The organism is Agromyces albus, from assembly GCF_004134825.1.
GTDB lineage: Bacteria > Actinomycetota > Actinomycetes > Actinomycetales > Microbacteriaceae > Agromyces > Agromyces albus.
Map to the genome: position 1 here is coordinate 13574 of NZ_SDPN01000032.1, position 18992 is coordinate 32565.

19 protein-coding genes are annotated in these 18992 nt (G+C 70.6%); 9 read left to right on the forward strand and 10 right to left on the reverse strand.

What is annotated here, in order from left to right:
- Nucleotides 1-26: 26 nt before the first annotated feature.
- Nucleotides 27-719 (reverse strand): response regulator transcription factor, encoded by a 693-nt coding sequence (locus ESP51_RS14775; protein ID WP_129521658.1) that lies wholly within the window; start codon nt 717-719, stop codon nt 27-29.
- 131 nt (nt 720-850) lie between these two features.
- Between ESP51_RS14775 and ESP51_RS14780 the strand changes: the two genes are divergently transcribed.
- The 3 genes from ESP51_RS14780 (at nt 851) to ESP51_RS14790 (ending at nt 3719) form a co-directional block, all read left to right on the forward strand.
- On the forward strand, nt 851-2110 hold the full coding sequence (locus ESP51_RS14780) for an NAD(P)/FAD-dependent oxidoreductase (RefSeq protein WP_129521659.1): 1260 nt from the start codon (nt 851-853) through the stop codon (nt 2108-2110).
- A 65-nt stretch (nt 2111-2175) separates the two neighbouring features.
- Nucleotides 2176-2976 carry a dihydropteroate synthase gene (gene folP, locus ESP51_RS14785; protein WP_129521660.1) on the forward strand — a complete coding sequence of 267 codons (801 nt, stop codon included), beginning with the start codon at nt 2176-2178 and terminating at the stop codon, nt 2974-2976.
- An 11-nt stretch (nt 2977-2987) separates the two neighbouring features.
- The gene (locus ESP51_RS14790; protein ID WP_129521661.1) at nt 2988-3719 is read left to right on the forward strand and encodes a pyrimidine reductase family protein; all 732 of its coding nucleotides are present in this window, start codon (nt 2988-2990) and stop codon (nt 3717-3719) included.
- A gap of 6 nt (nt 3720-3725) precedes the next feature.
- On the opposite strand, the gene ESP51_RS14795 is transcribed toward ESP51_RS14790, so the two are convergent.
- From ESP51_RS14795 to ESP51_RS14820, 6 genes are all read right to left on the reverse strand, one after another.
- On the reverse strand, nt 3726-4868 hold the full coding sequence (locus tag ESP51_RS14795; RefSeq protein WP_129521662.1) for an ABC transporter ATP-binding protein: 1143 nt from the start codon (nt 4866-4868) through the stop codon (nt 3726-3728).
- Entirely contained in the window at nt 4865-6418 is a 1554-nt protein-coding gene (locus tag ESP51_RS14800) for an ABC transporter permease (protein WP_129521663.1), read from the reverse strand. The genes ESP51_RS14795 and ESP51_RS14800 overlap by 4 nt, the downstream gene beginning before the upstream one ends.
- Nucleotides 6419-6444: 26 nt before the next feature.
- On the reverse strand, nt 6445-7482 hold the full coding sequence (locus tag ESP51_RS14805) for an extracellular solute-binding protein (RefSeq protein WP_129521664.1): 1038 nt from the start codon (nt 7480-7482) through the stop codon (nt 6445-6447).
- A 109-nt stretch (nt 7483-7591) separates the two neighbouring features.
- A complete protein-coding gene (locus ESP51_RS14810; protein ID WP_129521665.1) occupies nt 7592-9235 on the reverse strand; it encodes a DNA repair helicase XPB in 1644 nt (547 codons plus the stop codon).
- A gap of 64 nt (nt 9236-9299) precedes the next feature.
- Nucleotides 9300-11165: a helicase-associated domain-containing protein gene (locus tag ESP51_RS14815; RefSeq protein WP_129521666.1), complete on the reverse strand. Its 1866-nt coding sequence runs from the start codon at nt 11163-11165 to the stop codon at nt 9300-9302.
- Nucleotides 11166-11175: 10 nt separating this feature from the next.
- On the reverse strand, nt 11176-11451 hold the full coding sequence (locus ESP51_RS14820) for a multidrug ABC transporter ATPase (protein WP_129521667.1): 276 nt from the start codon (nt 11449-11451) through the stop codon (nt 11176-11178).
- Between the two features lie 110 nt (nt 11452-11561).
- Between ESP51_RS14820 and ESP51_RS14825 the strand changes: the two genes are divergently transcribed.
- Both ESP51_RS14825 and ESP51_RS14830 read left to right on the forward strand, forming a co-directional pair.
- Nucleotides 11562-11942, forward strand: a complete 381-nt coding sequence (locus ESP51_RS14825; protein WP_129521668.1) for a cold-shock protein — start codon at nt 11562-11564, stop codon at nt 11940-11942.
- Nucleotides 11935-12702: a DUF3027 domain-containing protein gene (locus tag ESP51_RS14830; RefSeq protein WP_164990538.1), complete on the forward strand. Its 768-nt coding sequence runs from the start codon at nt 11935-11937 to the stop codon at nt 12700-12702. The genes ESP51_RS14825 and ESP51_RS14830 overlap by 8 nt, the downstream gene beginning before the upstream one ends.
- Before the next feature lie 64 nt (nt 12703-12766).
- Here ESP51_RS14830 and ESP51_RS14835 read toward each other — a convergent pair whose 3' ends face one another.
- Together ESP51_RS14835 and serC are read right to left on the reverse strand one after the other, a co-directional pair.
- A complete protein-coding gene (locus tag ESP51_RS14835; protein WP_129521670.1) occupies nt 12767-13024 on the reverse strand; it encodes a DUF2530 domain-containing protein in 258 nt (85 codons plus the stop codon).
- A gap of 2 nt (nt 13025-13026) precedes the next feature.
- The gene (serC, locus tag ESP51_RS14840) at nt 13027-14142 is read right to left on the reverse strand and encodes a phosphoserine transaminase (protein WP_129521671.1); all 1116 of its coding nucleotides are present in this window, start codon (nt 14140-14142) and stop codon (nt 13027-13029) included.
- A gap of 68 nt (nt 14143-14210) precedes the next feature.
- Here serC and ESP51_RS14845 point away from each other — a divergent pair, with 68 nt between their 5' ends.
- The 4 genes from ESP51_RS14845 (at nt 14211) to ESP51_RS14860 (ending at nt 17830) form a co-directional block, all read left to right on the forward strand.
- Nucleotides 14211-14903: an iron-dependent transcriptional repressor DtxR gene (locus ESP51_RS14845; protein WP_129521672.1), complete on the forward strand. Its 693-nt coding sequence runs from the start codon at nt 14211-14213 to the stop codon at nt 14901-14903.
- A 210-nt stretch (nt 14904-15113) separates the two neighbouring features.
- Nucleotides 15114-15968: a C40 family peptidase gene (locus ESP51_RS14850; RefSeq protein WP_241843189.1), complete on the forward strand. Its 855-nt coding sequence runs from the start codon at nt 15114-15116 to the stop codon at nt 15966-15968.
- 371 nt (nt 15969-16339) lie between these two features.
- A complete protein-coding gene (locus ESP51_RS14855; RefSeq protein WP_129521673.1) occupies nt 16340-16837 on the forward strand; it encodes an HNH endonuclease in 498 nt (165 codons plus the stop codon).
- Between the two features lie 234 nt (nt 16838-17071).
- On the forward strand, nt 17072-17830 hold the full coding sequence (locus ESP51_RS14860; protein ID WP_129521674.1) for a CHAP domain-containing protein: 759 nt from the start codon (nt 17072-17074) through the stop codon (nt 17828-17830).
- Nucleotides 17831-17907: 77 nt separating this feature from the next.
- On the opposite strand, the gene ESP51_RS14865 is transcribed toward ESP51_RS14860, so the two are convergent.
- On the reverse strand, nt 17908-18951 hold the full coding sequence (locus tag ESP51_RS14865) for a lactonase family protein (protein ID WP_164990539.1): 1044 nt from the start codon (nt 18949-18951) through the stop codon (nt 17908-17910).
- Nucleotides 18952-18992 lie beyond the last annotated feature (41 nt).

Sequence of the window (18992 nt, forward strand, 5' to 3'; positions counted from 1 at the left end):
GCCGAGTCTAGGCGGCGAAGCCTGAGTCAGGGCTTCGAGGATTTCAGCATGTAGCCGAATCCGCGCTTGGTCTGGATCAGCGGCTCGGTGGAGTGCTGGTCGAGCTTTCGGCGGAGGTAGGAGATGTAGCTCTCGACGATTCCGGCGTCGCCGTTGAAGTCGTACTCCCACACGTGGTCGAGGATCTGCGCCTTCGAGAGCACCCGGTTCGGGTTCAGCATGAGGTAGCGCAGCAGCTTGAACTCGGTGGGGGAGAGCTCGACGGGAATGTCGCCGACGAGCACCTCGTGGGTGTCTTGATCCATCGTGAGCTCACCGGTGCGGATGACGGCGTCTTCCTCGGCGTGCATCGTGCGGCGCAGGATCGCCTTGATGCGCGCCACGATCTCGTCGAGGCTGAACGGCTTCGTGACGTAGTCGTCGCCGCCGACGGTGAGGCCGGTGATCTTGTCTTCCGTGTCGTCTTTCGCGGTGAGGAAGAGGATCGGCGCGGTGTAGCCCGCCGAGCGGAGCCGCTTCGTCACGCCGAACCCGTTCATGTCGGGCAGCATGACGTCGAGGATGATCAGGTCGGGCTCTTCCTCGAGCACGGCGGAGATCGTCTGTGCACCGTTGCCGACGGCGCGCACGGCGAAACCGGCGAAGCGAAGGCTCGTGGTCAGAAGGTCGCGGATGTTGGGTTCGTCGTCGACGATGAGAATGCGGGGTCCGTCGCTCATATGTCGATTCTCTGCGCATCGGCTGAAACTTTGCTGAACGTTGTTCGAGGGTCGGGTGACGGATGACGCTCCTCCCGCAAGCCTGGGGATCGCATTGGCTCGCTCACGCCACGCGTGACAGACTCGGCAGCATGACGAGTCGTGAACGAGTGGTCGTCGTGGGCGGCGGACTGACCGCGGCGCGGGCCGTCGAGGCCCTCCGCGAGTCGGGTTTCGACGGCGAGGTCGTCGTGTTCGGCGAGGAGCCGCGGCTGCCCTACGAGCGTCCGCCGCTCTCGAAGGCGTACCTGCAGGGAACGGATGCCGCGAGCGTCGTCTACCCGCACGACACCGCGTGGTACCGCGAGCATCGGATCGACGTGCGCAGCGGCATCCGCGTGCGCTCGATCGATCCCGCCGCGCACACCGTCTCGATCTCCGACGCCGACGTCGTCGGCTACGACCGGCTGCTCCTCGCGACGGGCGCCTCGCCGCGCGCGTTCGCAGAGCAAGGCGCCTCGCTTCGCGAAGTCCACACGCTGCGCCGCCTCCCCGACTCCGCGCGGTTGCGCACCGCGTTCCGGGAAGGACGCAAGCGAGTGGTCGTCGTCGGCGCCGGCTGGATCGGCCTCGAGGCGGCTGCGGCGGCACGCGGCTTCGGCAACGACGTCACCGTGCTCGGCCGCGGCGACGTGCCGCTCGAGTCCGCGATCGGCCCCGAGCTCGGCGGCATGTTCGCCGACCTCCACGAGGCGAACGGCGTGCACCTCCGCATGGGTACTGGCGTCAGCGGGCTGCAGGGCGGGCGCGGATCCGGCACGCGCGAGCAGGTCACGGGCGTCGTGCTCGACTCGGGCGAGGTGGTCGAGGCCGACCTCGTGCTGTTCGGCATCGGCGCGACGCCGAACGTGGACCTCGCGGCATCCGCGGGCCTGCACGTCGACGATGGCGTGGTGACCGATGAGGGCTTCCGCACGAGCGCGGCCGACGTGTTCGCCGCGGGCGACGTGGCGAGCACCTGGAACGCGAGGCTCGGCCACCACTTGCGCGTGGAGCACTGGGCGAACGCCGAGCACAGCGGGCGGGTCGTCGGTCGCGCACTCGCGGGCGAATCGGTGCGCTACGACGAGAGCCCGTACTTCTACACCGACCAGTTCGACCTCGGCATGGAGTACTCGGGCTACGGCGAGCTCGCCGCGAGCGCACGCCTCGTCGTGCGCGGCGACCTCGCAGCCCGCGAGTGCATCGCCTTCTGGGTACTCGACGGGCGCGTCGTCGCCGGCATGAACGTGAACATCTGGGACGTGAACGAGGAGGTGCAGCGGATCATCCGCTCCGAGTCCGTCGTCGACGAGGCGGCGCTCGCCGACCCGGCCGTGCCGCTCGGCACGCTTGCGGGCGGCGCGACGTGACGCCAGGCGCGACGACGAGACGTATCGGGCCGCGGGAGTTCGACTTCGCCCGAGAGGTGGCCGTGATGGCCATCGTGAACCGCACGCCCGACTCGTTCTACGATCGCGGCCGCACCGATGCCCTCGACGCGGCCGTCGCCGCCGCGCACCGCGCGATCGCCGAGGGCGCCGACTGGATCGACGTCGGCGGCGCGAAGTTCGCGCCCGGCCCCGAGATCCCCGTGAGCGAGGAGATCGATCGCGTCGTCCCAGTGGTCGCCGAGCTCGCCGACTCCGGCGCCGTGATCTCGGTCGACACGTTCCACCCCGAGGTCGCACGCGCGGCGATCGCCGCCGGAGCCCACGTCGTGAACGACACGACGGGCCTGCACGACCCGGCGATGGCCGATGTGGTGGCCTCGAGCGGTGCGGCGATCATCATCACCCACAGCCTCGCGAGGCCCCGCACCCCGTACCCCTCGCCGCAGTACGACGACGTGGTCGCCGAGGTGGTGGCGTTCCTCACCGAGCGGGTCGCGCTCGCCGAGGCGCGGGGCGTGGCATCCGACCGCATCATCGTCGACCCCGGCCACGACCTCAACAAGCACACGCTGCACTCGCTCGAGCTCACCCGCCGGCTCGGCGAGGTCACCGCGCTCGGCTATCCGACGCTCGTCGCGCTCTCGAACAAGGACTTCGTGGGCGAGACGCTCGGCCGCGCCCGCGACCAGCGCATCGAGGGGTCGATCGCCGCCGCCGTCTATTGCGTCATGCAGGGCGCTCGCATCGTGCGTGTGCACAACGTGCGCGAGACCGTCGACGCGATGCACATGATCGAGGCGATCGAGGGCTGGCGTCCGCCCGTCTTCCTGGAACACAACCGGTGAGGGATGACGAGGTGGCCGTCGACCGCGCATCACTGCTCGAGGCGTACGCCCTGCCCGAGGGCGCAGCGCGGCATGTGCGCATGAACTTCGTGTCGAGTCTCGACGGAGCCGTCAGCATCGGCGGCCGCAGCGGCGGGCTCGGCGACGAGACCGACCGGCTCGCGATGCGCGTCATGCGCACGCTCGCCGACGTCGTGCTCGTGGGCGCCGGCACCGTGCGTGTCGAGGGGTACGGCGGCGTGCGGGTCGGCGAGGCGGATGCCGCGTGGCGGCTCGAGCACGTGCGCGCACCGCAACCCCGCCTGGCAGTGGTCTCGGCGGCACTCGACCTCGACCCGCAGCATCCGTTCTTCGCCAAGGCGGTCGAACGCCCGATCGTCGTGACGCACGCGGCGGCGCCGGCCGATCGCCGGGCCGCGCTGTCGGCCGTTGCCGACGTGCTCATCTGCGGCGACGGCGAGGCCGGCGCCGACGCCGAAGGTTCCGTCGACCTCGAGGCGATGCTCGCCTCGCTCGTCGACCTGGGCATCGGGCGCGTGCTCTGCGAGGGCGGACCGCGACTGTTCGGCGCGCTCATGAACGCCGACCTCGTCGACGAGCTGTGCCTCAGCCTGAGTCCCATGCTCGTGGGCGGAAGCGCGGGCCGCATCTCGCGCGGCGCGGTCGAGATGGAGCGGAGCATGCACCTCGTGCACGCCATCCCGGCGGGCGACCTGCTGTTGCTGCGGTACTCGCGCGGCTGATCGGCGTCAGCGGCCGCCCGCCGCGTAGGCGAGCACCCGGCTCGTCGTCGACACCGCGACTCGAGTGCCGACCGGCAGGAGTCCGGCCGCCGTCACGCGGGCGTCGATGCGGGTCTCGTCATCGAGCACGAGCGACAGCATGGCATCGTGCCCGGTGTAGCTCACCGCGGTGACCGTTGCCGCAAGGCCCGCCCATCCTGCCGCGCCGCCCGCTGCCGGCGCTCCTTCGAGCACGGCCTCGAGCGGACGGAGCAGCAACTCTTCGGGGCGCACGAGCACGTCGACGGATGCCCCGTCGACGGGCGCCTCGAGCGGCGACGCCGTTGCGGCGTCATCCGACACCCAATCGGCAGGCAGTCGCCCGAGGGCGCACGCCACCTCGTCGCCGTGCCACGTGCCCGGCAGGAACACGGCGTCGCCCACGAATCCGGCCACCCACGGCGTCGCCGGTCGCCGGTACACCTGCTCGGGGGTGTCGAGTTGCAGCAACTCTCCACCACGCATGACGCCGACGAGGTCGGCGATCGAGAGCGCCTCGGCCTGGTCGTGGGTCACGAGGATGCCGGTGACCCCCTCTTCGCGGAGGAGCTCACGCACCGAGCGGCGCAGCTCGGCGCGGAGGATCGGGTCGAGCGCGCCGAAGGGCTCGTCGAGCAGCACGACGTCGGGGCCCGAAGCGAGGGCGCGAGCGAGGGCGACCCGTTGCGCCTGCCCGCCCGACAGCTGCGTCGGCAGGCGGTCGCCGAGGGAGCCGAGCCCCACGAGGTCGAGCAGGCGCCGCACATCGTCGCGATTCGCCGCGCGCCGGGCGCTCCTGGCCGAACCGCGAGCGGTCGGCAGTCCGAAGGCGATGTTCTCGGCGACGGTGAGGTGCGGGAAGAGCGCGGCGTCTTGCGGTACCCAGCCGATGCGGCGCTTCTCCGGCGCGAGGTGGATGCCGTGCGTCGTGGCCATCCGGTGGCCGATGCGGATCTCGCCGGCGCGGGCGCGCACGAGCCCGGCGATCGTGCGCAGCAACGTGGTCTTGCCGCATCCGCTCGGCCCCACGATCGCGAGGAGCGAGCCGTCGGGCACCTCGAGGCTGACGGAGCGCAGCACGTCGGTTGCGTCGTAGCCGACGACCAGGTCGCGTACTTCGAGCCGGCTCATGCCACGGCCTCGTCGAGCTCGCCGGCGCCGGCGCGGGCACGGGACAGGAGGAACGCCGGCACCGCGGCCACGAGCAGGAGCGTGACCGCGTAGGGCGCGGCGGCGCCGTAGGCCGACACGTCGGTGCGCGACCACAGCTCGGTGGCGAGCGTGTCGGTTCCCGTCGGTCGGAGGAGCAGTGTGGCCGGCAGCTCCTTCATCGCGGTGACGGCGACGAGCAGCGCTGCGGCGGCGATGCCCGGTCGAGCGAGCCGCGCGGTCACGAGCCACCAGGTGCGAAGGCGCCCGTTTCCGAGCGTGAGCGAGACGTCTTCGAGCGACGTCGGAACTTGCGCCGTGGCGCCGCGGATGCCGCCGATGGCCTTGGGCATGAACAGCACCCCGTAGGCGAAGGCGAGCACGAACGCGGTCTGGTAGAGCGCCGGCACCGCGGCGAGTGAGAAGAACACGAGCGAGAGGCCCACGACGATGCCGGGCAGTCCGAGCGCGAGGTACCCCGTCGTCTCGATGGCGCGAATGATGCGGCCGCGGTACCGGGCCGCGAGGATGCCGATCGGCAGCGCGAGTGCGATGGCGACGACCGCGCCGCCCGCCGACAGGAGCACGGTGTTCCCGGCGGCGGCGGCGAGCTCGGCCGCATCGAACTCCCGCAGGGTCTCCGCCTCGAACAGGCGGACCACGAGCACCGCGACCGGCACGATGACCGCGAGTCCGGGCGGCACGGCGAGCAGCACGACCGCAGGCGCCGACCAGGTGCCGAGGCGCACGCGCCGCTGACGCGCCGGGCCGGTGACGGCACCGAACTGCCGGGCGGCCCTGCCGCGCGCGAACTGCTCGGCGATGACGACCGCGACGGCGAGGAGCACGAGGAGGCTCGCGAGGATCGCCGCGTAGTCGCGGTTGAAGCTCGCGCCGTAGGCCTGCTGGATCGCCGTCGTCAGCACCTGGTAGCGGAAGAGCGCGACCCCGCCGAAGTCGCTCAGCGTGTAGAGGCACACGAGGAGCGCGCCCGCGAGCACCGCCGGCCGGATCTGCGGCCACGTGCCGAGCCGGAACGCGGCCAGCGGGCCGCGCCCGAGCGTTCGTGCGACATCGTCGAGCCCGGTCGTTCCGGCCCGCAGCGCGGCCGCGACCGGGAGCGTGACGTACGGGACCGCGACGAGGGTGAGCACGAACCAGGCCGCCCAGAACCCCTGCATCCACGGCAGCGCGGCGAGCCAGCCGTAGGCCGCGAGGTACGAGGGCACCGCGAGCGGCAGCGCGGCGAGCACGGTCCACACCGCGCGGCCGCGCAGGCGGGCGCGAGCGAGCAGGAACGCGCTCGGCACGCCGATCGCCACGGTCGCGAGGGTGACGGATGCCGCGAGCAGCACCGTGTTGCCGATGAGCACGGGCACCCGGGGCCGCTCGAACACGGCGGCGATGTCTTCGAACCCCGCAGTGCCGACGCGGACGAGCAGGTACACGAGGGGGATCGCTGCGAGCGCACACGCGACGACGGCCGCCGCGAGCAACGCTCGAGGCGGCCGTACGGCGGGTGTGCGAGACATCCGTCCCAGCCTACGGGGGAAGCCCGTTACAGCAGGCCGGCGTCGGCGAGGAGCTGCTGCGTCTGCTCGAGCGACTCGAGGTCGGCGAGGTCGAGCTCGGGGTTGACGAGGCTGTCGAGCGTCGGCAGGCCCTCGGGTGCGGCGATGCCGGGGAGCAGCGGGTACTCGAACGTCTCGTCGACGAAGAACTGCTGCGCCTTCTCGGAGACGAGGTACTCGACGAACTCGAGTGCGTCGGCGTCGTCGGCCGCGCCCTTCAGGATCGCCGCACCGCTCACGTTCACGATGCCGCCCGGATCGCCGGGGAGGAACTCGAGCTTGGCGCGCATGTTCTCCTCGCCCTCTTCGGCGGCACGCTCGAACCAGTAGTAGTGGTTGATCAGGCCGATGTCGGCTTGCCCCTCGTTCACGAGATCGAGCGTCGCGAGGTTGTTGTCGGTGAGGATCGGGTCGTTCGCGGCGATCGCCTCGACCCATGCAGCGGCGGCCTCCTCGCCCTCGAGCACGCGAAGTGCCGTGATGAACGACTGGAAGCTCGCGTTGCCGGGTGCGAAGGCCACGCGGCCCTTCCACTCGGGCGCCGTCAGCGCGTCGACGTTGTCGGGCACCGTCTCGCTCGTGAGGTGCTCGCCGTCGTAGGCGATGACCCGCGCGCGGCCCGTGACGCCGATCCAGTTGTCGTCGTCGGACGTGAAGCCGGCCGGGATGAGGTCGGCGAGCTCGGCGGGGATGGGCGAGGTGAGCCCGGCGTTCGCGATGGAGCCGAGCGCGCCGGCATCCTGCGAGAGGAACACCTCGGCGGGGGTGCGTTCGCCCTCCTCGAGGAGCAGTGCGTTGAGCTCGGGGCTCGTCGCGTAGCGCACGTCGACCTCGATGCCCGTGTCCTCGGTGAACTGCTCGATGAGCGGGCCGACGAGCGCCTCGTTGCGGCCGGCGTAGATCGTGAGGGTGTCTGCGTCGGCGGTCGACGTCGATCCGCCGGTCTCGCCCGCGGCGCACGCCGTGAGGGTGAGGGCGACGGTGATGACAGCGCCGAGGGCGAAGGCGGTGCGGGGTGAACGCATGAAGGTGCTGCTCCGTGAGTCGGGGGAGGGCGCCCTCGAACGAAGGCTTAGGTAAGCCTAAGCTAGCTGCGCCTTGCGAACAAAGCCCGGCGTCACAGACCGTGCAGTGTCAGGCGGCGGCGAGCGAGTGCGAGTCGAGGATCGTGTACGAGTACCCCTGCTCGGCGAGGAACCGCTGCCGGTTCTGCGCGAAGTCCTGGTCGACGGTGTCGCGTGCGACGAGCGTGTAGAAGTTCGCGGAGAGGCCCGACTCCTTGGGCCGCAGCAGCCGCCCGAGACGCTGGGCCTCCTCCTGGCGTGAGCCGAACGACCCCGAGACCTGGATCGCGACGGTCGCCTCGGGAAGGTCGACCGAGAAGTTCGCGACCTTCGAGACGACGAGCACCGTCGTGGTGCCCTCGCGGAACGCCTGGAAGAGCCGCTCCCGCTCGTCGACGGGGGTCGCACCCGTGAGCTTGGGCGCCCGCAGCGCGTCGGCGAGCTCGTCGATCTGGTCGAGGTACTGCCCGATGACGAGGATGCGCTCGCCGGCGTGCTTGGCCACGAGCTCCTTCACGACCCCGAGCTTCGCGGGCGCGGTCGCGGCGAGCCGGTACCGCTCGTCGTCGGCGGATGCCGCGTAGACGAGCCGCTCCGACTGCGGCAGGTCGATGCGCACCTCGTAGCACGCGGCGGGGGAGATGAAGCCCTGGGCCTCGATCTCCTTCCACGGTGCGTCGAACCGCTTCGGGCCGATGAGCGAGAAGACATCGCCCTCGCGGCCGTCTTCGCGCACGAGCGTCGCGGTGAGGCCGAGGCGCCGGCGGGCCTGCAGCTCGGCCGTGAGCTTGAACACGGGGGCGGGAAGCAGGTGCACCTCGTCGTACACGACGAGGCCCCAGTCGAGCGCGTCGAGCAGGGCGAGGTGGGCGTACTCACCCTTCCGCTTCGCCGTGAGGATCTGGTACGTCGCGATCGTGACGGGCTTGACCTCCTTCACCTGCCCCGAGTACTCGCCGATCTCCTCGGCGGTGAGCGAGGTGCGGCGCAACAGCTCGTCGCGCCACTGGCGTGCCGAGACGGTGTTCGTCACGAGGATGAGCGTCGTGGTCTTCGCGGTCGCCATCGCGCCCGCGCCGACGAGGGTCTTGCCCGCGCCGCACGGCAGCACGACGACGCCGGAGCCGCCACCGAAGAAGTTGTCGATCGCCTGCTGCTGGTAGCCGCGCAGGTGCCATTCCGTCTGGTCGAGCTCGATCGGATGCGGCGTGCCGGGCGTGTATCCGGCGAGGTCTTCAGCCGGCCAGCCGAGCTTCACGAGCTCTTGCTTCAGCTGCCCGCGCGCCCACGCCGCGACGAGGAAGCTCTCGCCGTCGATCCGATCGGTGAGCAGCGGCGCGATGCGCTTCGCGCCCGCGACCTCGGTGAGCACGGCCATGTCATCGCTGCGCAGGCGCAGTGCTCCGTCATCCGTGCGGTCGACGATGAGCCGGCCGTAACGGCCGACGGTCTCGCGCATGTCGACGGCGACGGTCTGCGGCACCGGGAACTTCGCATAGCGCTCGAGGGTGCCGAGCATGTCGTCGGCGTCGTGGCCGGCGGCACGGGCGTTCCAGAGGCCGAGCCTCGTGATGCGGTAGGTGTGCACGTGCTCGGGTGCGCGCTCGAGCTCTGCGAAGACCGCGAGATCGTGCCGGGCATCTTCGGCGAGCGGGTGTGCAACCTCGAGGAGCACGGTGCGGTCGCTCTGCACGATGAGGGGGCCGTCTGACATAACGATCGAGTCTACGCCCGTCTGAGGAACGGTCGGCCGAGTGGCCCGAAGACGGGGGTAGCGCTCAACCGTCGACTGGGCCGGGGGTGACGGCGGCGATCGCCGAGAGCGGGAGTGTGCGCTCGATGTCGGCCTTGCGGTCGCGCGCGCGCAATCTTCCGTTGGCCACGCTCGCGGGAGCGAGCAGGTAGTCGGCCGTCTGCCCGCCCGGCATGCGCACGGTGACGGTGAGCGTCTCCTTCGCCCGCGCGGCGGCCTCGAGCTGCCGGGCGAGCCACGCGAGCTCGGTGGCGCCCTCGTCGCCCTGCTCGAGCACGCGGTCGAGGAGTGCCGCGATCGGGTCGGTCTTGGGTGCTGGAGCCGGGATGTGCGCGAGCCGGTGCCGGCGAAGTCGCACGATGCGACCGCTGGGGTCTTCGGCGGCGACGGGATAGCGCGCGTCGGAGAGGGCCCAGAACACGACCTCGGCCGGGAATCTCGAGAGCAGGCGGTTCGGGCCGGCCTGTCGCAGGCCGATCGACGCGAGCGACTGGTCGACCGAGAGCGTGCGGATGAGTTGCTCGTCGTCGGAGCGGATCGAGGCGCGCGCCGGGGCATCCGCCTCATCGGCCGCGGCGACCCGCACGGAGCCGAATCTCGCCGCCGCCTCGGCGACGAGGTACTCGAGGGGTTGCGGGATGCCGGTGAGCGAGAGCGCACCGAGGAACGACAGGATCGATTCCGCCGACTCGCCGGCGGCGAGGCCGCGATTCACGGATGCCGCGCTCACGCGATAGGTCGAGGCGAGGTCGCGGCCCTCGACGTCGGCGAAGGTGCGCAGCCTCGCGTCGAGTGACGGGTCGAGCGGACCGGGCGACACGATGGAGAGGTCGTGCTGCACGTAGACCCGGTCGACCTGCTTCGGGAAGTGCGCGGCCAGTTGCGCGGCGGCTCGATCGAGCTCGCCGGCGAGCACGAGCCGGCCGGCTTCGACGGGTTCTCCGGCGACCGCGAGGCCGAGGGCCTCGGCGTCGTCGACGAGCCGCTCAACGCCATCGGAGAGCCATCGCCCGCCCGCCGGGTAGAACCAGCTCACGTCGTCGCGGAACGTCGAGGCGGAGAGGGTCTCGCTGCGCCGGGCGACGAGCTCGCGTAACGCCGGCGGGATGCGGTCGCGCCAGCACTCGGCGAGCCTGCGCCAACGGCCCGCGGCGCTCTCGAGCGCCCAGGCGGCTCCGAGATCGGACTCGAGCCAGAAGGCGCCGTCGCGCACCACGAGACCGGCCTCGTCGGCACGGTGGAACAGCCTCGGCAGCGCATCGAGCTCGGTGCCGCTCGCCTCGGCGAGGCGCTTCGAGTCGGGCAGCGCGAGGCCGCCCTTCGCGAGCTCACGCGCGGGCTGGGTGCCGAGCTCGGCGATGAGCTCGGCGGTCGCGGCGACCGTCGCGTAGGCGGTCTCGGCTGCGCGCCGTTCGAGGATGCTGCGGTCGATCTCGTCGAACGCCACGAGCACCGGGGGAGCCGGGGCGGCGAGTTCGGCGGCCGAGGGGATCTCGTGGCCCGAGCGCGACGTGAGGCGGGAGGCGACGGCCGACGGCACGTGCACGCGATCGCCCGCCTCGACGACGAGCAGGTTCTTCGAGAGTGCCTCGAGCAGCTCGCCCGCGGCATCCGAGAGCTCAGCGGATGCCCCGAGGCGCACGAGCTCGGCTCGCACCTCGTCGGCCGTGGTGCCGGCATCTGCGCCGACGATTCCCGCGGCAGCGGCGAGCACCGCGAGCCGGGGCCGGTCGAGGCGGCTGATGGCCTGGTCGACGGAATCGGGCGAGAGCAGCGCCTCGGCGAGGTCGAAGAGATCGCGAATGCCGACCGGGTCGAATTCGCGCGTCTGAAGCGCTGCAGCGAGTTGCTCTCGCGGCAGCCCGCGAAGTCGTGCGGCGAGCTCGAGCATCGTCTCCGGGTCAGCTCGATCCGGCGCGCGATGTGCGGGCCCGGCGGATGCCGTTGACGATGAGGAGCGTGATGAGCAGGAGGAACGCGATCGGCAGCCCGAACCACGGCAGCATGAGCACGAACGGCCAGATGCCCTGACTGAATCCGTCGTCGGCTGCAGCGCCCGCCATCGTGCCGATCATGACGGCGAAGAAGGCGAGGATCGAGAGACCGACGACGGCGGCGAACATGTACGCAAGAACGCGTTCGGCGCGATTGTCGGTGATGTTGCCGGAATCGCTCACCTGTCCAGAATAGGCCCACCGGGGCCGCTCGCGCGGCCTTGGGACTCTAGACTGGGCCGAGCATGGCGCCGCGATTCGGCGCGCCTGCAGACATGAGCGAGGTTTTCATAATGCCCACCGGCAAGGTCAAGTTCTACGACGAGGAGAAGGGGTTCGGCTTCATCAGCTCCGATGACGGCCAGGAGGTCTACCTCCATGCATCCGCCCTCCCCGCCGGTGCGACCGTGCGCGCGGGCACCCGGCTCGAGTTCGGCGTCGCCGAGGGCAAGCGCGGCGCGCAGGCGCTCTCGGTGCGCGTGCTCGACGCTCCGGTGAGCCTCGCGAAGATCAATCGCAGGTCGGCCGACGACATGGCGGTCATCATCGAAGACCTCGTGAAGTCGCTCGACGGCATCGGCGCAGACCTGCGCCGCGGTCGCTACCCCGACCGGGCGAAGGCCCGCACGATCGTCGCCGTGATGCGCAAGGTGGCTGATGAGCTGGATGCCTGAGCAACCCGACACCGAAACCGTCGCCGCTGCAGCGGAACCCGAGACCGACGAGTCCGGCACTGTCGAGGGCACTCTTGAACTCGAGACGCAGGTCGCCGAGGCCGAGCCGACGCCGGCCGTGGCCGACGAGGTGCTCCTGGCATCCGTCGACCTCGCCCGTCGGGCCCTGCTCGACGTGACGCCCGCGCAGACCGTGGGCTCGGTCGTGGGCCATCTCGTCGAGGGCGAACACGTGCTCACGCTGCATTTCGCCGCCGACCTCGCCGGTTATCCCGGCTGGCACTGGAGCGTCACGATCGCTCGGGTCGGCGTCGACGACGAGGCCACCGTGCTCGAGACCGAGCTCATGCCGGGGGAGTCCGCGCTCGTGGCGCCCGACTGGGTGCCGTGGTCGGAGCGACTCGCCGACTACCAGGCCGCCCAAGAGGCGATTGCCGCCGCGGTCAGGGAAGCCGAGCTGGCTGAGGGCGACGACGAAGACGACGACGACGAACTCGACGAACTCGACTCCGATGACGACGATCACGACGATGGCGATGCCGACGACCAGTTCGACGGGATCGACATCGATGCGCTCGACGACTCGGAGGATTCCGACGACTCGGAGGATTCCGACGACTCGGAGGATTCCGACGAGTCGGATGAGGCTGACGACTCGGATGAGGCTGACGACTCGGATGAGGCTGACGACTCGGATGAGGCTGACGAGTCGGATGACGCAGACGATTCCGACGACGCAGGCGACCCGCGCGACGCCTAGATCCGATCGGCTCTAGCCGATCGAGACGATGAAGACGAGCCCGTCCCCAATGGGGCGGGCTCGCTCAGTCGCGCGTCGACCCGAGTATGCGCCGGCGAATGACGAACACGACGGCGAGCCCGAGGAGCCCTGCCACGACCCCCGCGACCGACGCGGCCGTGAACCAGCCGAGTCCGGCCTCGTCGAGCGGCGCCTGCAACACGATCGAGACGATCAGCGCCACGATCCACGCGGCCGTGCCGACGGCGAGCGCGGAGCGGGCGTCGGTTCGCGCCGGCGCGGGGTCGGGCCGCCGCTCGCTCTCGCTCAGCCAGAGCCGCACGCTCAGCCGATCCGCTCGAGCACGTAGTCGATCGATGCGGTGAGGGCTCGCACGTCGTCGGGATCGATGGCCGTGAACGTCGCGACGCGAAGCTGGTTGCGGCCGAGCTTGCGGTATGGCTCGGTGTCGACGACGCCGTTCTCACGAAGCACCGAGGCGATGCGCGCGGCATCCGTCGACTCGTCGAAGTCGATCGTGACGACGACTTGCGAGCGATGCGCGGGGTCGGCGACGAACGGCGTCGCCACGGCGGTCTGCTCGGCCCAGTCGTAGAGCACCGACGACGACTCGCGAGTGCGTGCGTCGGCCCACGCGAGGCCTCCTGAGCCGTTCATCCAGTCGAGCTGGTTCTCGAGCAGCAGGAGCGTGGAGAGGGCCGGGGTGTTGAGGGTCTGGTTGAGGCGGGAGTTGTCGACGGCGTTCTTCAGCGACAGGAACTCGGGGATGTAGCGATCGCCGGCCGCGAGGCGCTCGATGCGCTCGATCGCGGCGGGCGACATGAGGGCGAACCAGATGCCGCCGTCGGAGGCGAAGTTCTTCTGGGGGGCGAAGTAGTAGACGTCGAACTCGGCAGGATCGACGAGGATGCCGCCTGCGGCACTCGTGGCGTCGATGACGGTGAGTGCACCGTCGTCGCCGGCGACCCGCGAAACCGGCGCCATGACCCCGGTCGACGTCTCGTTCTGCGGCCAGGCATACACGTCGACGCCCGCGGTGGGCTCGGCGCTCGAACGCGAGCCCGGAGCGGCCGTGCGCACGTCGGGGGCCTCGAGCCAGGGTGCGCCGGCGGCGGCCGCGAACTTCGCGCCGAACTCGCCGAACGAGAGCAATTGCGCGCGACGGTCGATGAGGCCGGATGCCGCAGCGTCCCAGAACGCGGTCGACCCGCCGTTGCCGAGCACGACCTCGTAGCCGTCGGGCAGGTCGAAGAGCGAGGCGAACCCGCTGCGCACGCGGCCGACGAGGTCTTTCACGGGGGCCTGTCGGTGCGACGTGCCGAGGATCGAGGGGCCGAATTCGGCGAGGTGGGCGACCTGTTCGGGCCGCACCTTGGACGGGCCGCAGCCGAAGCGTCCGTCGGCGGGCAGCAGGTCACGAGGGATCACGAGGCTCGGCATGCGTCGATTCTAGCGAGGGGGTGGCGGCCGGTAGGCTGGGTGACGGACTGCGGCAGGGAGGAACACGGGTGACCGATCTCATCGACACGACGGAGATGTACCTCCGCACCATCCTCGATCTCGAAGAGGAGAACATCGTTCCGCTGCGCGCCCGCATCTCCGAGCGACTCGGCCACTCCGGCCCCACCGTCTCGCAGACGGTCGCCCGCATGGAGCGCGATGGGCTCGTGATCGTCTCCGGAGACCGGCACCTCGAACTCACCCAGGCGGGCCGCAGCAAGGCCGTGCACGTCATGCGCAAGCATCGCCTCGCCGAGCGGTTGCTCGCCGACGTGATCGGCCTCGAGTGGGAGTTCGTGCACGACGAGGCCTGCCGGTGGGAGCACGTGATGAGCGAGCAGGTCGAGCGCCGTCTCATCGAGATCCTCGGCAGCCCGCGCGAGTCCCCCTACGGCAATCCCATCCCCGGGCTCGAAGAGCTCGGCCTCCCCGCCGCAGACAAGTTCATGACCGGCGTGGTCCGCGTGCTCGACGCCGTCACGGCGAGCGACGAGCCCGTGCGCGGTGTCGTGCGGCGTCTCGGCGAGCCCGTGCAGTTCGACCCCGAGCTGCTCGGCCAGATGAAGCAGGCGGGCATCATGCCGGGCGCCATGGCGTCGTTCAGCAAGGCCGGCGGATACGTGCTCGTGCAGGTCGACGGCGTCGACGGCGCGCTCGAGCTGCCGACCGAGGTCGCGAGCCACATCTTCGTCGGCGAGTAAAAGGCCTGATCAGCGGCTGGCCGTAATCAGAATGTGACATTCTGGCGAGCCTCGCGTATCCTCGGTCAAGTCCGCTGACGAGAAGCCCGTCGGCGGAACAGGGTCGAGACGCCTCCCATTGCCCGCCGCTCGATCCGGAACCCGTGAAGCGCCATCGCGCGCATCCGGTGGGGCGACACGTGTGTGTTGTGGGGCGACGGAGGTAAAGTTTTGGCTCGATTCTCCCGGCGTCGTCTCACCAGGAACCCCGCTCGCGGAGCCGCAACGAAGGCGATCGTCGCCGCGAAGGCATCCGTTTCCCCCAGTCCAGACCTCGCACACAAGGTCGCAACCAAGCCGCTTCCCTCGACCACCCGCAGGCTCCGCCGCGGCGGTCTCGCGAACGTCGTCGTCATGACGGTCGCCGCGGGCATCGTGGGCACGCTCGCGATCCCGGCCTACGCGTTCGCACCCGGTTCGGGCGGCCCGCAGTTCGCCACCACCGACGCGACGAAGCTTACCCAGGCGCAGGCCCAGTCGGTCGACGTCGCCGACGACGTCATCGCCGCGCCGGTCACGAAAGACGGCTATGCCGCCGTCAGCGGGGCCGAGATCAAGGCCGCAGCAGAAGCCGCGGCGGCCGCCGAGGCGGCACGCGTCGCGGCCGAGACGGCGATGACCTCGTACGCGGCCTCCTACAGCGGCCCGTCGGTCGGCGACTTCCTCGCCAACCCGCCGTACCCGAACTTCGACCTCGCGAGCGTCTACAACGTCGCGACGCAGTACATCGGCGTGCCGTACGTCTACGGCGGCGCCACCCCCGCGGGCTTCGACTGCTCGGGCCTCGTCATGTACGTCTACGCGCAATTCGGCGTCAGCATGCCGCACTCTTCCACGGGGCAGGGCGCCATGGGCACGCGCATTTCCGAAGCCGACGCGCAGCCGGGCGACCTCGTGATCATGCCCGGCCACGACGGGTTCTACGCGGGCAACGGCATGATCCTGCACGCGCCCTACGAAGGGGCATCCGTTCGGGTCCAGCCCATCTGGACGAGCGACTACTACATCGTGCGCATCGGCATCTGAGTGTGAACATCGCGTGACAGGAAGCACGAATTGCGCGCCGGAGGTCTTCGGCGCGCAATTCGTGCTTTACCCTAGAACCCTGACGATCCGAGAGCCGGGCAGGGGAAAGCCGATGGTCGAGACGCGCAGCATCCATTCCACGGACGCGCGCGCGCAATTCGACCAACGGCGCAGCAGTCAGCCGAGCACGAACCGGGCGCACGCGCCGACGGGCACTGTCTACATGACGGTGCCCGTTCTTTGTTTTCCGGGCGATTCGCGTGCTTCGGCTTCGACCGCTCACACCGCCCCGCCAGCACACCGCAGCGTCCTCGGAGCGCAGAACCGTTCACGCGGCTGGAAGCCATCCAGCCCCGATCGAAAGGCACTCCATGCGCACACTCGTGCTCAACGCGGGGTATGAGCCCCTTGCCGTCGTGTCGTTCAAGCGCGCCCTGCTGCTCGTGATGAACCAGAAGGCCACCGTGATCCTCCATGAGGAGGGAAACCCGGTGTGCGCTGCAAGCGGCTCATGGGAGAGACCGAGCGTGATCGTGCTCACCCGGTACGTCCGCACGCCGCGAGCGCACTCGGTCCCGGTGAGCCGGCGTGGGGTGCTCCGCCGCGACGAGCACCGGTGCGCCTACTGCGGCAGGTCGGCCGCGACGATCGATCACGTGCTGCCGAGATCGCGAGGCGGCCGCGACACGTGGGAGAACCTCGTTGCGTGCTGCTTGCGCTGCAACAACATGAAGAGCGATCACACCCCCGCCGAGATGGGCTGGGAGTTGCGTTTCACGCCACGGATGCCGCACGGTCGCAGCTGGATCGTGCGCGGCTTCGAGCGCCCGCTGCCGCAGTGGCACGAGTATCTCGCCACGGCCGCGTGACCGTGACAAACCGACGAGCCGTGCCCTATGGTGGTACGAGTTCGGAGGCCCCCTGTACCTCCATGACCGAAGAAGCCACTCCGCACCGGGCCGCATCGCGGCCTTGCGCGGGATCCGGAGGTTCAGCTGTTGAGCGGTGACGACACGAACGAGGCCCATCAGCGCCCGCGCTCCTCGCCTCGAACGGCCGACAGAGGTCGCGTTCGCACCGCCGCATCCCGTCCCACTCGCTCAGTGAGTGCTGCCCCCCGCGCACCTCGCCGTCGCAACGGCCCGGTCCGCGTGTTCGCGACGTTGTTCGTCGTTCCGGCGATCATCGGCACGGTGGCATTACCTGCCTACGCGTTCATGCCGGGCGGCGAGAGCTTCGGCGCATCCGGCTCGTTCAGCCTCTCGGTCGCCGAGGCCCAAGACGTCGAGGTGTCGTCGCTCGCGGCCGGTGCCGCCGTCTCGAACGAGGGATTCGCGGTGACGTCGAAGGCCGAGATCGAGGCGGCCAAGGCCGAGCAGGAGGCCGCCGATCGTGCCGCATGGGCCTCGAACCTCGCGTCGCGCGGCACCGGCGACTATGCCGTCTACACGGTGAAGGCCGAAGGCGACGACTACCCCTGGTGGGACCAGGTGCCCGACGACTTCGGCGGAGGCCTCTCACCGCTGCGATACTACTTCCGGGAGTGCGTCGACTTCGCGGCGTGGCGCTTGAACCGTGACGCCGGCGTCACGAGCGGTCCGTGGAAGTGGGACTGGGCCTCGCTCGGGGCTGGAAGCGCGCACTCATGGGCCGACGCGTGGGCGCGCAACGGGTGGCCGACCAGCAGCGAGCCCGTGGTCGGTGCGATCGCCTGGTTCCCCTACAACCACGTGGCGTACGTGCAGTCGATCAACGGCGACGGCAGCGTGAACCTCGAGGAGTACAACCAGAACTCCGACCACTCGTACCACCGGCGCACGATCCCCGCCGGGTCGGCGCTGTACCTCTACCCGCCCGGCTGACCCCGCCCCGCTCGTCTGGCGGTTGAGGAGCGCCGAAGGCTGCCTATCGAGCCTTCGGTCCGGGCGCCGGCTCCGGCCTACGGCATCCGTGCAAGGCACGACGGCGCGGGCGTCGCAACCGTGCCGACAACGCCGGTCGGCACACCGTGGTCGAGAGCGACGATCGCGATGGAGTCCGAGCCCTGGTCGGCGACGAGCGCGAACCGCTCGTCGTGCGTCAGCTGGAGGTCTCGCGGATGCCGCCCGCCCGTCGGCACCGACATGAGGTGTGCGAGGGTCTGCGCGTCCGAGTCGAAGCGCAGCGCGCTGAGCGCGTCGGCGTCACGGTCGCCGACGAGCACGATGCCGTCGCGCGTGAGCCGGATCGCGGAGAGCCCGAGACCGCGCGGCTCGACGGTCTCGTCGACCGGCACCCACGCGACCTCGCGCCCTGCGCCGAGATCGACGATGCTCACCGTGCGGTCGAGCTCGTTCGCGACGAGTGCCAGGTCGCCGTCGATCACGAGGTGGCGAGGGCCGGCGCCGGCGTGCACGACGATGTCGTCGGCGTCGTAGTGCTCGAGTGCAACGGGCAGGTCGCGGAGGCTGAGCACGCGAATTCGATCGGCGCCGAGGTCGGGCACGAGCACGCGGTCGCGTGCGGTATCGAGCACTGCCTGGTGCGGGTGGGGCGCCTCCTGCCGCTCGCGGTTCGGGCCGGAACCCTCGAAGTCGACGATGAGCACGGCCTCGGCCTCGGCCGCCGGACGCACCGGATGCACCGAGAGCCGGCTGCCCGAGTAGTTGGCGGCGAAGATGAGATCGCCCGCCTCGTTGAAGGAGAGATGGCACGGATCCGCCGCGCCGGTCGCGCCCGCGTCGCCGAACGGAAGGACGGCGTCGTCCTCGATCGTCCACGCGGAGACGAGCCCGCTGCTCAGTTCGTGCACGATGCCGAGCACGCCGGTTGCCGCCGAGAACGTGAGGAACATCGGGTTCGGCCCGACGTCGACGACCTCACCGAGGGTGGCCGTGCCGTCGGCCGCGACATCGAGCGGTCGGATGCCGCGCGCCGCCGATCCGATCCTGCCCATCGTCGATGCGCCGACCCAGAACCTCGTCGCGCCCGCTGTGCGGCTCACCCCAGCCTCTTCTCTCGCGGCCCCGCCGCGCTCGCATCCAT

What these genes read in the sequence shown, in the direction of transcription:
- ESP51_RS14780 (WP_129521659.1), top strand. Translation starts at nt 851, where the DNA reads ATGACGAGTCGTGAACGAGTGGTCGTCGTGGGCGGCGGACTGACCGCG.
- ESP51_RS14830 (WP_164990538.1), top strand. Translation starts at nt 11,935, where the DNA reads ATGCCTGAGCAACCCGACACCGAAACCGTCGCCGCTGCAGCGGAACCC.
- ESP51_RS14810 (WP_129521665.1), bottom strand. Translation starts at nt 9,235, where the DNA reads ATGTCAGACGGCCCCCTCATCGTGCAGAGCGACCGCACCGTGCTCCTC.
- ESP51_RS14815 (WP_129521666.1), bottom strand. Translation starts at nt 11,165, where the DNA reads ATGCTCGAGCTCGCCGCACGACTTCGCGGGCTGCCGCGAGAGCAACTC.
- serC (WP_129521671.1), bottom strand. Translation starts at nt 14,142, where the DNA reads ATGCCGAGCCTCGTGATCCCTCGTGACCTGCTGCCCGCCGACGGACGC.
- ESP51_RS14800 (WP_129521663.1), bottom strand. Translation starts at nt 6,418, where the DNA reads ATGTCTCGCACACCCGCCGTACGGCCGCCTCGAGCGTTGCTCGCGGCG.
- ESP51_RS14805 (WP_129521664.1), bottom strand. Translation starts at nt 7,482, where the DNA reads ATGCGTTCACCCCGCACCGCCTTCGCCCTCGGCGCTGTCATCACCGTC.
- ESP51_RS14795 (WP_129521662.1), bottom strand. Translation starts at nt 4,868, where the DNA reads ATGAGCCGGCTCGAAGTACGCGACCTGGTCGTCGGCTACGACGCAACC.
- ESP51_RS14775 (WP_129521658.1), bottom strand. Translation starts at nt 719, where the DNA reads ATGAGCGACGGACCCCGCATTCTCATCGTCGACGACGAACCCAACATC.
- ESP51_RS14825 (WP_129521668.1), top strand. Translation starts at nt 11,562, where the DNA reads ATGCCCACCGGCAAGGTCAAGTTCTACGACGAGGAGAAGGGGTTCGGC.
- folP (WP_129521660.1), top strand. Translation starts at nt 2,176, where the DNA reads ATGGCCATCGTGAACCGCACGCCCGACTCGTTCTACGATCGCGGCCGC.
- ESP51_RS14855 (WP_129521673.1), top strand. Translation starts at nt 16,340, where the DNA reads ATGCGCACACTCGTGCTCAACGCGGGGTATGAGCCCCTTGCCGTCGTG.